This is a genomic window from Aestuariibaculum sp. YM273, from assembly GCF_030908365.1.
GTDB lineage: Bacteria > Bacteroidota > Bacteroidia > Flavobacteriales > Flavobacteriaceae > Aestuariibaculum > Aestuariibaculum marinum.
This window is the reverse complement of sequence record NZ_CP133090.1, coordinates 1096509-1109813: the sequence shown is the minus strand read 5'-3', so window position 1 is coordinate 1109813 and position 13305 is coordinate 1096509. Positions and strand designations below refer to the sequence as shown.

The window sequence follows — 13305 nt, the reverse complement described above, 5'->3', positions numbered from 1 at the left end:
AAATTAAAATGGATGCAATTATGTAACTTTGCATATTATTTATAAGTATGTTAGAGAAAAAAGATATAAACTTAGAGAAAGCTGTATTAATTGGTATTGTAACTAAAGACCAGGATGAAACCCGATCTAAAGAGTATTTAGATGAGCTTGAGTTTTTAACTTATACTGCCGGAGGAGAAGTTGTAAAGCGCTTTACCCAGAAAATGGATATGCCCAACCCAAAAACCTTTATTGGGACAGGTAAGATGGAAGATGTTAGAGAGTTTATTGAAGAAAATCATGTGGGGACTGCTATTTTTGATGACGAATTGTCTGCAGCACAGGAACGAAATATTAGTAAAATACTTAATTGTAAAGTATTAGATAGAACCAATTTAATTCTTGATATTTTCGCTCAACGTGCACAAACCAGTTATGCCCGTACGCAGGTCGAGTTGGCACAGTGTGAGTATTTATTACCGCGATTAAGAGGTATGTGGACCCACCTTGAGCGTCAAAAAGGAGGTATTGGTATGCGTGGTCCGGGTGAAACCGAGATTGAGACCGATAGACGTATTGTCCGTGATAAAATTGCCTTATTAAAAGACCGAATCAAGACCATCGATAAGCAGATGTCGGTACAACGTGGTAATCGTGGAGCTATGGTTCGTGTGGCATTGGTGGGGTATACCAATGTTGGAAAATCGACCTTAATGAATGTTATTAGTAAAAGTGAAGTGTTTGCTGAAAACAAACTTTTTGCTACGCTTGATACGACCGTTAGAAAAGTCGTGATTCAAAATTTACCGTTTTTATTAAGTGATACCGTAGGATTCATTCGTAAGCTTCCAACGCAACTGGTAGAAAGTTTTAAAAGTACACTTGATGAGGTTCGCGAAGCCGATTTATTATTACATGTAGTTGATATTTCACATCCTAATTTTGAAGAACATATCGATTCGGTAAATAAAATTTTAGGTGAAATAGAAAGTATCAATAAGCCTACCATTATGGTATTCAATAAAATTGATGCTTACAAGCCGGAACCTTTTGAAAGCGATGACGAATTTGATATTGAGCGCACCAAAAAGCACTATTCTTTAGACGAATGGAAAAAAACCTGGATGGGTAAAATAGGGGAGAACGCCTTGTTTATTTCCGCTATAAATAAAGAGAATCTGGAAGATTTTAGAAAACGCGTGTACAACGAAGTACGTAAAATTCACATTACACGTTTCCCTTACAACAATTTTCTTTATCCTGATTACGACGATATTATCGATTCGTAACGTATATAATCTGGGAACCCCAAAAGATTAAATTAATGAAATTACTACTAAAACGAAAATGGATAAAGTGGGCGGTAATAGTAGGTGTTTCGGTAGTTGGCTTTTTCGCGCTAATATATGCCAGTGTATTTTTAGGTGTATTTGGTAAGTTACCAACAAAAGAAGATTTAAGTTCTATTAAGCAGGCTGAAGCTACCCAACTATTAGATAAGAATGGGAAACTTATAGGGAAGTATTACATTTACGACCGGCAGCCTTTAGAGTTTGATGATATTCCACAACATCTTATTGATGCTTTAGTGGCTACTGAAGATGTGCGTTTTTATGAGCACGATGGGGTGGATAATGTAAGTTTACTTCGCGTATTTATAAAAAACATTATTCTTGGAGATAAATCGGCAGGAGGCGGAAGTACCATAACCCTGCAATTGGCTAAGAATTTATTCGGAAGGAAAAATTACGTCGTGTTTAGTATGCTCATTAATAAGTTTAAGGAGTCTATAATAGCCAAACGCATTGAGGATATCTATTCCAAAAACGATATTCTAACCATGTACTTTAACACGGTACCATTCCCTGATAATACTTACGGAATAGAAAGCGCTTCGCGGAAGTTTTTTAATAAACCAGCTATCGATTTAAATTATTCTGAAGCCGCTGCACTTATCGGAACTTTAAAAGCTACGAGTTATTATAATCCAAGATTGCATAGAGCGCGCACACAATCGCGACGAGATGTGGTATTTCAGCAAATGTATAAATATGATTATTTAACAGAAGAAGAAGCCGATTCGTTAAGTGAGCAGGAACTGGTTTTAAACTATAAATCTTTTAATCACGATGTAGGTCTTGCTCCTTATTTCAGAGAAACTGTAAAAAAGGAACTCAAAGCAATATTAGATACATTGAAAAAGCCCGATGGTGAACCTTACGATTTGTACCGTGATGGACTGGTAGTTCATACGACTTTAGATTCTACGATGCAGGCTTTAGCCGAAACTTCTATGAAAGAACATCTAGCCGGTTTACAAAGGTCTCATGAGCAATCGTTTGGAAGGTACGCGCCTTGGAATTCTAAAAAAGTAGTGAATGCAGCTATAAAAACCTTACCAGCATATAAAACCTATAAAAGTAAAGACTTAACCGATAAGCAGATTTTAGATTCTTTATCGGTAAAACGAAAAACCGAATTGTTTCAATGGAAAGGAGATACCATAAAAAATGTATCAGCGATTGATAGTTTAAAACATTATCTAAAGTTTTTAAATACAGGTATGTTGTCTGTTGAACCGCAAACCGGAGCCATTAGAACATATATTGGCGGTATCGATTATCGCTTTTTTAAATACGATCACGTATTGCAAAGTGAGCGTCAGGTGGGATCGACGTTTAAACCGTTTGTGTATACTGCAGCTATTGAAGACGGCATGAAGCCGTGTACTTATTTTTCATTATCGGCAGTGACCTACACCGATTTTGACGACTGGACACCAACCAATGCAGGTAAAGAGGAAGATGACGAGCATTTAAATTATAACCTGGAAACCGCTTTAAGTCAGTCGGTGAATACCATTGCCGTTAAGGTACTGAATAAAGTAGGGATTGAAAAAGTGGTTGAACAGGCGGCTAAAATGGGCATTCAAAAAGAATTACCAAAAGAACCGTCTTTGGCTTTGGGTGTTGCTGAAATTAATTTAAAAGAATTAACCGGAGCCTATGCCAGTTATGTAAACGATAGCAAACCGGTAAAAGCGTATGCGATTACGAAAATCACCGATAAAAATGGTCATGTAATTGCCGAGTTTAAACCTGAGATAGACGAAGATCAAGCCTATAGCGATTACACACGTGAAGTCATGCTGCAAATCATGCAATCAACAGTGAACAGCGGTACTGCAACCCGATTGCGATCAACCTACAATTTAAAAAATGATATTGCTGGAAAAACAGGTACGACACAAAACAATAAAGATGGCTGGTTTGTGGGTATTACGCCTAAACTGGTTACGGTAACCTGGGTTGGGAATGATAACCACAGTATTGGATTTAAAACCACAGGTATTGGTCAGGGCGCCAATTCAGCTTTGCCTATTTTTGCGAAGTTTTATCAAAAACTAAATGCTGATTCACAATTTAATACAATTACTAAATCGAAGTTTGAAACGCCTTCAGATGAAGTTTTACAAGACCTTGATTGTGAACCTGAAAAACGCGATGGGTTTTTAAAACGACTGTTCGGAAACAAGAAAAAGGAACGTAAGTTTAAGAAGAGGTAAAGATTACATGTTAAAGAGATCCCATATGTAATTTAGAATTTTATTTTTGAATCTTAAAGGTCTTTCATTGTTAGGGTCTTCAAGCCAATAGCCGCAAACGTTACAAATAACATTGTTTTTATAGGTTACATTTCCTGCCATACCTGAAAGAACGGCTACTTCATCTGCAAAGCCGGGAGTACTAGATGTATTTGTCCATTCAACTTTATCTGCTCTTATTTTTGTAGAACAACATCGTGGGCACATTTTTAGATCCTTATTATGATTTGTTTTAAGGTGTTTTTTAGTAATAAGCTGCTCAATTTTATCTTCAGTAAGATTTTTGTTTTTGAGATATTCTTTAATTAAATCTTGAGTTGGTTTAGTGTAAGTGCCAATTTTATATTTAACAAAGAAGGCTAACTCAACATCGTCCAGCGTATTAAGAAATTCTATTGTTTTACTCATACTGAATTTTCATTTTTCATTTAATTCTTTTATTTCCAAAATTTCGGTAAGTTTATTTATGCCCGTTTTTGAAATTAATCGAAAACCTAACCCTATAAAAATAAATCTTATAAAAAGAAAACCGAATAATAGGATTGGTATGAAATCAATTCCTTTTTCGATTCCTTGTGTGTATGAAATTATTCCAAATCCAATAAAGGGGTATGATAAAATAATGGAAAACATGACTTTAAAGGCATTATGGATTCTTACTTCGATTTCGCCAGTTTTTCCTTTAAAATTTCCAATTAACACGCAAACCGCGCCACGTCCTATTTCTGAAGAAATAACTTTAAATCCAACATCATCCACAAGTCCACGAAACGCTTTCTTAGTATGGTCTGAAACCAATGTGTCTGTAATGTCTGTATTAGATTTTAGATTTTGCATTGAGATTAAATAATCGTTTCTCAATTCTGTTTTAAAAATTTTACTAGGAAATAGTTTCATTAAGTTTAATAGATTTTACGCAAATATGCCGGAATATATTTTAAAAATACACAAATACTTACAAAACAAAAACAGCTGCCTTACAAAAGTAAAACAGCCGTTTTTTAAATACTATTTGTTCTTGGTTTAGAACTTATAACTTAAACCAAAGGTGTAATAGCTTTGTAATTTGTTATCTAAATCGTCAAAACCGGTAGCGGTTGCAGGGTCTTGAGCTAGCGCGAAATCAAGTGCTTCCTGTCTGTTGTTACGTAAGCCAAAATCGAAACCAACACCAATTATTTTCCATAGGGTGTAACTAAACGAGTTGGTCCAGGTCCAGTTGGAGTAGTCGTTACTTTTATAACTCTGGAACATCGATAAGTTGGTTTTAAAATTCACAGCGCCGAAACTTCTAGTATAATCTGCAACAATTTTAGCACCCAGTGAGGATTCGTAAATCGTTTCCCCACTGCTAAACACAAAGTTGTAGTTTAAAGGGTGAATAACCACCACTAGATTCTCGATTGGTGTCCACGTGGCACCAATACCTAAATCTAAGTATCCAGGGTCATTAAAGTTATCTAAAAGCGTGGTACGGTATTCCATTAATCCCGAAGCTGCTAACGATTTGGTAATGTTTCTACCGTAAAGCGATGAAATGTTAAACACATCGGTTGTTGGGTTGAAGCTATCATCGTCATTTGGGTCGTCTTTATCGTCTAATTTCACCCAGTTTAAGTTTGTAGTCAGGGCATTCCTCCAAAAGAATTTCTCCTGAATTAAATTGGCATAGGCATTCAAAGTAAATCCTATATTTCCGGACTGGTTGTTAGGTGTCCCTTGTGAATACCAGTTACTAAAGTTCGAAATGCTTCCCCCAATGGTTCCAAAGGCGCCTATTCGCCAACCTGGAAGTGCATCAATTTTAGCTTGTATGGCTTTAACCTCGGCAGTAAGGGCATCGGCTTCAGCCTTTTTTTCTTTTTTCTGAGCTTCAAGTTCTTCTTTTGTTTGCGCATTAACTGATACCATACCAATTAATAATGCCAAGAGTAAAAGTGTTTTTTTCATATTGGTTTGTTTATGAATGGAGTATAAATATAATTTTAAAATAATTGACTTACAACAGCTGCCGTAAATCATTACGATTTAAGACACTTGTTTTGTGTGAGTGTCACTTAAAATTATTTGTTTTTATATAGCGGAACCGAAGAACAGGCTTCACCGTACATAATAGACTTAGCAATGGGTTTTAGTTTTGAAGCCAGCATGATGTAGGCATTTTGCGGTACCGGTTTTTTTGAACAGCCTTTAATAATAATAGGCTTATCGGTGTACTCACTAACCTCTAAATTATTGATGATATTCTGATAAACGCTAGTCTCTAAATCTTCTAAAGAACCTATAACTACATGTTGGGCATAAGGGTCTAAATGGAGACTGATAAGCATAAAAGCCCATCCCGGAATAATAGCATCGCTACTGCAGGTTAACGCCACATAACAGTTCTCGTATTGCGACCAGTCATGTTCTGAAACATGAGTTCTAAAATCTTTTTCGCGAAGCACAAAACCTTCAAAAAGCCAGTCTTTAATATCGAAAACCATACGAGGTCCTTTTGGGTAATAGTCTTCTAAGTTTATTGTTACCAGTTTACTATTCGCTACGCGATTTATAATTTCATCTGCCATACTGCAAATTTAAATAAAGTTTAATTAATGTATTATTGATAGCCTTCAGCCTGAAGCGAGAACAAATGTGCATATAAATTGTCGTTTCGCATGAGTTCTTCGTGGGTGCCGAGTTCCAGAACTTTGCCATCTTCTATAACCAGAATGCGATCGGCTTGTCTTACGGTGCTAAAACGGTGTGAAATAATAATGCTGGTTTTGCCTTCTGTTAAACCGATAAAACGGGTAAACACATCGCTTTCGGCTTTGGCATCGAGAGCTGAGGTAGGCTCATCTAAAATCATCACTTCGGCATTTTTCATGTATGCACGAGCCAAGGCTACTTTTTGCCATTGCCCGCCCGAAAGGTCTTGTCCGTTTGCAAAACGTTTTCCTAATTGTTGGTTGTAACCGAGTTTTAATTCGTTTACGACTGAATCGGCTAAACTTAATTCGGCAGCATTTTCAATTTTTGTTTGATTGTCTAATTCATTAATATCACCAATAGCAATGTTTTCTTTAATGGTGAATTCATAACGGAAGAAATCCTGAAAAATCACTCCGAAAAAGGCCTGGTATTCTGCTTTGTTAAATCGATTAATATTAATTCCGTCTAATAAAATGTCTCCCGAAGTCGGTTCGTAAAAACGCAATAACAATTTAGTTAATGTTGTTTTTCCTGCACCATTTTGTCCTACAAAGGCTAATTTTTCACCAGCTTTAAGGGTGAAATTAATGTTTTTTAATATTTCATGATCCGAACCAGGATAGGAAAAATATACGTTCTTAAATTCGAAACCTTCTTTAATAGTTTTTGGAAGAGGCATATCTTCCTCGGTTTTCGAGGCAACTGAAATATCTGTAAAATCAAAATAGTCTTTTAGATATAAAGCACTCTCTGAAATACGGGTAAAACGCGAAAAGAATTCCTGGAGATTCTTCATTAAACGGTTAAACGAGCCCGAAAGGAACGTAAGTTCACCAATAGAAATCGCACCTGAAAGTACGCGATAAATAATAAACACATAAGCGCCGTAATAACTTAAAGAGCCCAGAAGATTGAATAAAAAACCAAGAGCCGAACGTTTAACGGCAAGTGTTCTGTTGAGTTCGTAATATTCTTCGGAAAGGCTTTTAAAACGATCGACGATAAAATCGGTTAAACCGAAGAGTTTAATTTCTTTAGCTGTTTTATCGTTAGCACCAATAAATCGCAAATAGTCTAATTGCCTGCGTTCTGCTGTCCAGCTTCTAGCCAGTGAGTATTCTTGTTGACTAAAACGCACTTCGTTAATAAACGATGGAATAATACTCAATATTAACAGTAATATTAAATACGGTTCAAAGTACACCAATCCGGCAATTAAAGTGACTATTGATACCGCACTCTGTGCCTGACCAAGCACATTAGACATGAGCCCAACACGCCCAGTGGTTTGTGTTCTGGCACGTTCCAGTTTGTCGTAAAATTCAGAATCTTCTAATAAGCTAATATTAATTTGATTCGTCTTTTTTATAATGGTCACCGACGTTGCTATATTGTATTCATCACCTAATAAACCATCGGTTAACGAAATAGCTCTGTTCATTAAGTCGGATAAAATAACTAAACCGAATTCAAGGGCAACGTAGGTCCAGAGTTGGGTGTAATCGCGAGCATCAAGCGAAATTTGATATAGAATTTCGTCGATAATTAATTTACCAACCCATAAAATAATAACTGGAAGCAGGGCGCCAATAAGCCTGCAAAAGGCCGAGAGTAAGAATAGTTTTTTGTTGACATTCCAGATTTCTTTAAAAAACCGGGGAATGTACGTAAGTGCATTAAAAGACGACTTTAAATTTGTTTTTTTACCGCCGTCTTTTAATGATTTAGGTGTGCGTTTAGCCATCTAAAATTTGTTATTAAAGCATGCCCAATTCTAATTTGGCTTCTTCACTCATTAAATCTTGTGTCCATGGCGGATCGAAAGTGATTTCAACCTCGGCGCTATTTACGTCATCTAATGATTTTATTTTTTCTTCAACCTCAAGAGGTAATGTTTCTGCTACTGGGCAGTTAGGTGTGGTTAATGTCATTAAGATTTTAACATCGTAATCTTCATTTACAAAAACATCATAGATTAACCCTAGCTCGTAGATATCTACAGGGATTTCCGGGTCATAAATGGTTTTTAAAACATTAACTATTTTTTCACCTAAATCGGCAGTGTCAATTGCTTCGCTCATATGTTCAATGTTTACAGGCTTAGTCGGATTCCGATAAGCGACTTAACGAATAATATTATTTTATTTGTGTTTGGTATGCGATGGCATACATTTTAAGTTGTTTTATCATACTAACCAAACCGTTAGCTCGGGTAGGTGATAAGTGTTCTTTTAAACCAATTTTGTCTATAAACGCCATATCGGCATCGATAATATCTTTAGGGTGTTGGTTTGAGAACACACGAATTAAAATAGCAATAATACCTTTAGTGATGATGGCATCACTATCAGCTGTAAATTCTACCTTATCGTCCTGCATATCGGCATGTACCCAAACTTTACTCTGGCAGCCTTTAATGATATGGTCATCGGTTTTATATTGTTCGTCAATTAGGGGTAAGTCTTTCCCTAAATCAATCATATATTGGTAACGTTCTTCCCAATCTTCAAACATTGAGAATTCGTCGATAATTTCATTTTGAATTTCTTCTATAGTCACAATCTCAAATTTTATGTAAAAATACAATAAGAATATCAGCTATTCAATGTTTTCTGTAAGAGATAGTATTTCTTTAACAAGTTGATCGATTTCTTCAGGTGGGTTTCCGTGGTCGAAGGGCTGACTTTGATAAATAGAATCTTGATATGTTATTTTTAGTTTAGCAATGGCAGCAGCATCAAACATACGTTTATCTGAAGGGGCTTTTAAATTCGGAATGTTTGAAATGTCAATTGTTTTTAGGATGTCGTAAATGGTATACCAGTTTTCCTCTGAACAGGGCTTTATTAAAGTTTTTGAAGATCGGCTCTTTTGAAAAGCTATTTGTTTTTTGTTGACGATAATGTGTTTATAAGACCCTCGGGACGTAGCTGAATATTCTATAGAAATAGCGTCTTGATTAATGTTTGAGTCGTTACAGCCGTTTACATTTAGAATAATTGCCAGAATAGTAATAAAGAGTTTCATCTCATAGATTTTAGTATTTAATAATACAAAAAAGACGCCAAATTTGGCGCCTTTTTGAATTTTATGTCATTCTGATTTAGTTTCCTAACATAGACGCTCTAAAACCTCCAGATGTAAAGACAGCGCGCATTCTGTTGCGCTGGCCATCGGTAAACATATACATGCAGGCATCATCGGTATAATCCATGTAATTCATAGTCATATCAGCATCTTTACAACTAATAGAGGGGTAAGATGGACAACCGTAATTTGCGCCATCAGAAGAAGGCGTGTCTTCAACGAAATCGTCTTGTCTACATCTACCGTCTCCCCAGATGTGTCTAAGATTTAACCAGTGACCTACTTCATGGGTTGCTGTTCTTCCTTCATTATAAGGCGCAGCCGTTCCTCCTGGTAAGCTTTCATGTAATAATACAACACCATCGGTTGCAAGATTTCCTCCAGGGAATTGTGCATATCCTAGAATACCTCCCCCTATATTACATACCCAGATGTTCAAATGGGTTTCTGGAGTGATAGGAGGGTAAGCAGCTTTTACAGCATCATTTGTTCCCCACGAACTTCTGGAATCATCGTGTCTGTAAGTGGTAATAAGGTTGAATTCTATATCTGTTATTGTAGCATCATTAATAAAATCTGTCGCCCCACTTGGTAATAGATTTGTATTTGTACTACTAAAGTCATCATTTAGAACTGATATTTGATCGGTTACTTGTTTGTCGGTGATATCACTTGCATTTGGTAGTACAACATGAACATAAACAGGAATAGTGATGGTTCCTAAACCATCCTCGATAGGAAGGACGTCGACATCGGTGCTGCCTGTATCACCACTACCTCCTCCTCCAGGGTTGGTAGGTTTGCCTTTTGCAGTTATGAATTTGCGGGTGTGGTATTCTATAGCATACATTTTTTGCTCTAAACCCGGATTTTCCTGAAGCTGACGGTTAAGTACGTTCATGGTGTAACACGGGGTAAGCGATTTTTTTGAGGTAGCAGATTTAGCTGAAATATCTTCTAAATCTGTGTAAACATAAAAATCACTCATGTCAATTTCCTGTTCTTGAGTGATTTCATTTTTTTCGCTCTCGCAGGCAGCAAATAGAAGTCCTATAGCCGCCATACTTAAAATTAATTTTTTCATTTTTTAAATTTAATTTGAATTAGTCGGCTTTGAAGATAGGATATTTTTAGAGTTTAATGGTTCTAAAGTGAAAATTATTGTTAATAATTCGACAAAATGCAATGTTTTGTTATTTATTTAACAAAATAAGATAAGAAATACTAAAGAATGAGATTGTTTTATGCAGAAAATACGATTCTGAATCAATGTATTAAGGAGTAAAAAGGCTTCTTAACCTATTAAGAAAGCATCATTTTGGCTTTTTTAACCCCTTCAACTAAAGCATCGATTTCCGCTTTGGTGTTATAGAAAGCAAAGGAGGCACGAACAGTACCTGGAATACTATAAAAGTCCATGATTGGCTGTGCACAGTGGTGTCCTGTACGAACGGCAATCCCTAACTTATCTAAAATAGTGCCTACATCGTAAGGATGAATACCATCAAGATTAAAGGAAATTACAGAGGTTTTATGTTTAGACGTACCATAAATTGTTAAGCCTTCAATACTTTGAAGTTTTTCGGTAGCATATTCTAGAAGTTCTTGTTCGTAACTTGCTATGGTATCGAAACCAATAGCATTCATATAATCTACTGCAGCTCCAAATGCGATACCACCGCAAATATTTGGAGTTCCGGCTTCGAATTTATGAGGTAAATCGGCGTACGTTGTTTTTTCGAAAGTGACTTCGGCAATCATTTCACCTCCACCTTGATAAGGTGGTAATTTTTTTAACCATTCCTCTTTACCATAAAGCATGCCTTGTCCAGTAGGGCCACACATTTTATGTGCAGAAGCGACGTAAAAATCGACGTCTAAAGCCTGAACATCTGGTTTTATATGTGGTGTAGACTGTGCACCGTCAATTAAAACAGCAGCGCCAACCAAATGCGCTTGTTTTATGATATACTCTATAGGGTTTATCGTTCCTAAGGCATTTGAAATATGATTAACGAAAATTAGTTTTGTTTTTTCAGATAATAAAGCATCAAATTCTGAAATAACGAGTTCGCCATCCTGATTCATTGGAATCACTTTTAAAGAGGCGCCTGTACGTTCGCATAACATTTGCCAAGGCACAATATTACTGTGATGTTCTAAGGCTGAAACGATAATTTCATCGCCTTTAGTTAATAGCGATGAAAACCCGTTAGCAACTAAATTGATGCCATGTGTTGTGCCCGAAGTAAAAATGATTTCATGCGCATGTTTTGCATTGAAATGTGCCTGAATTTTTTGTCTGGCCTGCTCGTATTTATCGGTAGCTTCCTGACTTAAACTATGTACACCACGATGAATATTAGCATTGTAGTTTGAATAATAATCTACAATCACATCAATAACCTGTTGAGGTGTTTGTGAGGTTGCAGCATTATCAAAATATACTAAAGGTTTACCATTTACTTCGCGTGAAAGAATAGGAAAGTCTTTTCGTATGGTTTCTACATTAAACATAGTTGGTGTGTTTAGCCCCGATAGAGGTATTTGTTGAAGCTCTTCCCGGCAGGTGTCGGGAAAGCGACTACCGATAGCGGGAAGAGCTTCAAAATAATTTTACAGATCGAACCCAATATTAACGCCTAATTTGTTGGCGATAAGCTTGGTGATACGTTGTTTGATTTCTGGAATCTTTACCGAACTTAAAACGTTATTACTGAACGCATACATTAAAAGTCCTTTGGCTTCTTTTTCTGGAATTCCGCGTGAACGCATGTAGAACATAGCGCTTTCGTCTAACTGACCAATCGTACAACCGTGAGAACATTTTACATCGTCGGCAAAAATCTCTAATTGTGGTTTGGTGTTAATCGTCGCTTTATCGCTAACTAGAATGTTGTTGTTAGCCTGGAAGGCATTGGTTTTTTGCGCTTCTTTTTCAACAACAACTTTACCATTAAATACGCCAACGGCATTATCGTCGAAAATACCTTTGTAATCCTGGTGGCTTTCGCAGTTAGGCTCGATATGGTGTACTAAAGTGTTGTGATCTACATGTTGTTTATCGCCAATAATGGTCACACCTTTTAGTGTAGAATCGATACGTTCTCCGTTTTGGAAGAAGTTAAGATTGTTACGTGTTAATTTACCTCCGAAACTAAACGTATGCACAGAAGCGTGACTTTCGCGTTTTTGGTTGATAAAGGTATTATCAATCAATGACGCATTAAGGTTGTCATTCTGAATTTTGTAATAATCAACAATAGCGCGTTTATTAGCAAAAATTTCAGTAACACTGTTGGTTAAAACCGGGTTATCGGTTAAACTTTGGTGACGCTCTATAATTTGTACATGCGAATTCTCGTCAACCACAATTAAGTTACGTGGTTGTAACATGGTAGCAACTTCACTTCCTGTAGAAAAATGTACAATTTGAATTGGTTTTTCTACGAGTTTGTTTTTAGGAATGTGGATGAAAGCGCCTTCATTTGAAAATGCCGTGTTTAACGATGTTAAACTGTCTTTACTTGCCACTTTGTTAAAGTAATTTTCAATTACTAAACGGTATTTAGGCTTGCTTAATGCCGCAGACATTAAACATACATCCATACCATCATGTGTGGTTTGCGATAGGTGCGACGAATATTTTCCATCAATAAATACAATTTTGTAACTATCGATTTCGTGGATAAAATATTTCTTTACATCACGGTAATCTAGAGCCTCTTCACGTTTTGGAAATAAGCTATAGTCGTGTTTTAGCACACTGTTTAGTGAGGTGTATTTCCATGCTTCGTCTTTTTTAGACGGAAAACCTGTTTCCTCAAATATTTTGATAGCATCACTTCTAACTTCGTGAACATACGCATCGTTATCGACACGGTTTTCGAAGGCTAGAAATGATGATACTAATTTATCTTTTAAATCCATTTGCTCGG

Annotated in this window: 13 protein-coding genes; 2 read left to right on the top strand and 11 right to left on the bottom strand. The window is 36.4% G+C overall.

Annotated features, from left to right (window positions below; all coding sequences use genetic code 11):
* The first annotated feature begins 47 nt into the window (after positions 1–47).
* Positions 48–1268 carry a GTPase HflX gene (gene hflX / locus RBH94_RS04690; protein WP_307882591.1) on the top strand — a complete coding sequence of 407 codons (1221 nt, stop codon included), beginning with the start codon at positions 48–50 and terminating at the stop codon, positions 1266–1268.
* A 35-nt stretch (positions 1269–1303) separates the two neighbouring features.
* Positions 1304–3544 (top strand): transglycosylase domain-containing protein, encoded by a 2241-nt coding sequence (locus RBH94_RS04685; protein ID WP_307882590.1) that lies wholly within the window; start codon positions 1304–1306, stop codon positions 3542–3544.
* 3 nt (positions 3545–3547) lie between these two features.
* Here RBH94_RS04685 and RBH94_RS04680 read toward each other — a convergent pair whose 3' ends face one another.
* From RBH94_RS04680 to sufD, 11 genes are all read right to left on the bottom strand, one after another.
* Positions 3548–3991, bottom strand: a complete 444-nt coding sequence (locus RBH94_RS04680) for a hypothetical protein (protein ID WP_307882589.1) — start codon at positions 3989–3991, stop codon at positions 3548–3550.
* A gap of 9 nt (positions 3992–4000) precedes the next feature.
* A complete protein-coding gene (locus RBH94_RS04675) occupies positions 4001–4480 on the bottom strand; it encodes a hypothetical protein (protein WP_307882588.1) in 480 nt (159 codons plus the stop codon).
* A gap of 126 nt (positions 4481–4606) precedes the next feature.
* Positions 4607–5533, bottom strand: a complete 927-nt coding sequence (locus tag RBH94_RS04670; protein ID WP_307882587.1) for a DUF3078 domain-containing protein — start codon at positions 5531–5533, stop codon at positions 4607–4609.
* A gap of 113 nt (positions 5534–5646) precedes the next feature.
* Positions 5647–6153 carry a DUF2480 family protein gene (locus RBH94_RS04665; RefSeq protein ID WP_188222848.1) on the bottom strand — a complete coding sequence of 169 codons (507 nt, stop codon included), beginning with the start codon at positions 6151–6153 and terminating at the stop codon, positions 5647–5649.
* Positions 6154–6185: 32 nt separating this feature from the next.
* The gene (locus tag RBH94_RS04660; RefSeq protein ID WP_307882586.1) at positions 6186–8024 is read right to left on the bottom strand and encodes an ABC transporter ATP-binding protein; all 1839 of its coding nucleotides are present in this window, start codon (positions 8022–8024) and stop codon (positions 6186–6188) included.
* Between the two features lie 13 nt (positions 8025–8037).
* Positions 8038–8361, bottom strand: a complete 324-nt coding sequence (locus RBH94_RS04655) for an SUF system Fe-S cluster assembly protein (protein ID WP_188222850.1) — start codon at positions 8359–8361, stop codon at positions 8038–8040.
* Positions 8362–8416: 55 nt separating this feature from the next.
* Positions 8417–8839, bottom strand: a complete 423-nt coding sequence (locus tag RBH94_RS04650; protein ID WP_307882585.1) for a SufE family protein — start codon at positions 8837–8839, stop codon at positions 8417–8419.
* 39 nt (positions 8840–8878) lie between these two features.
* Entirely contained in the window at positions 8879–9307 is a 429-nt protein-coding gene (locus RBH94_RS04645; protein ID WP_307882584.1) for a hypothetical protein, read from the bottom strand.
* Positions 9308–9383: 76 nt separating this feature from the next.
* Positions 9384–10451 (bottom strand): zinc metalloprotease, encoded by a 1068-nt coding sequence (locus RBH94_RS04640; protein WP_307882583.1) that lies wholly within the window; start codon positions 10449–10451, stop codon positions 9384–9386.
* 218 nt (positions 10452–10669) lie between these two features.
* On the bottom strand, positions 10670–11884 hold the full coding sequence (locus RBH94_RS04635; protein WP_307882582.1) for an aminotransferase class V-fold PLP-dependent enzyme: 1215 nt from the start codon (positions 11882–11884) through the stop codon (positions 10670–10672).
* Positions 11885–11983: 99 nt separating this feature from the next.
* Positions 11984–13297 carry a Fe-S cluster assembly protein SufD gene (gene sufD / locus RBH94_RS04630; RefSeq protein ID WP_307882581.1) on the bottom strand — a complete coding sequence of 438 codons (1314 nt, stop codon included), beginning with the start codon at positions 13295–13297 and terminating at the stop codon, positions 11984–11986.
* Positions 13298–13305 lie beyond the last annotated feature (8 nt).

Bases quoted from the DNA above. Each gene is read 5' to 3' on its own strand.
- hflX (WP_307882591.1), top strand. From the start codon at position 48: ATGTTAGAGAAAAAAGATATAAACTTAGAGAAAGCTGTATTAATTGGT.
- RBH94_RS04685 (WP_307882590.1), top strand. From the start codon at position 1,304: ATGAAATTACTACTAAAACGAAAATGGATAAAGTGGGCGGTAATAGTA.
- RBH94_RS04680 (WP_307882589.1), bottom strand. From the start codon at position 3,991: ATGAGTAAAACAATAGAATTTCTTAATACGCTGGACGATGTTGAGTTA.
- RBH94_RS04675 (WP_307882588.1), bottom strand. From the start codon at position 4,480: ATGAAACTATTTCCTAGTAAAATTTTTAAAACAGAATTGAGAAACGAT.
- RBH94_RS04670 (WP_307882587.1), bottom strand. From the start codon at position 5,533: ATGAAAAAAACACTTTTACTCTTGGCATTATTAATTGGTATGGTATCA.
- RBH94_RS04665 (WP_188222848.1), bottom strand. From the start codon at position 6,153: ATGGCAGATGAAATTATAAATCGCGTAGCGAATAGTAAACTGGTAACA.
- RBH94_RS04660 (WP_307882586.1), bottom strand. From the start codon at position 8,024: ATGGCTAAACGCACACCTAAATCATTAAAAGACGGCGGTAAAAAAACA.
- RBH94_RS04655 (WP_188222850.1), bottom strand. From the start codon at position 8,361: ATGAGCGAAGCAATTGACACTGCCGATTTAGGTGAAAAAATAGTTAAT.
- RBH94_RS04645 (WP_307882584.1), bottom strand. From the start codon at position 9,307: ATGAAACTCTTTATTACTATTCTGGCAATTATTCTAAATGTAAACGGC.
- RBH94_RS04640 (WP_307882583.1), bottom strand. From the start codon at position 10,451: ATGAAAAAATTAATTTTAAGTATGGCGGCTATAGGACTTCTATTTGCT.
- RBH94_RS04635 (WP_307882582.1), bottom strand. From the start codon at position 11,884: ATGTTTAATGTAGAAACCATACGAAAAGACTTTCCTATTCTTTCACGC.
- sufD (WP_307882581.1), bottom strand. From the start codon at position 13,297: ATGGATTTAAAAGATAAATTAGTATCATCATTTCTAGCCTTCGAAAAC.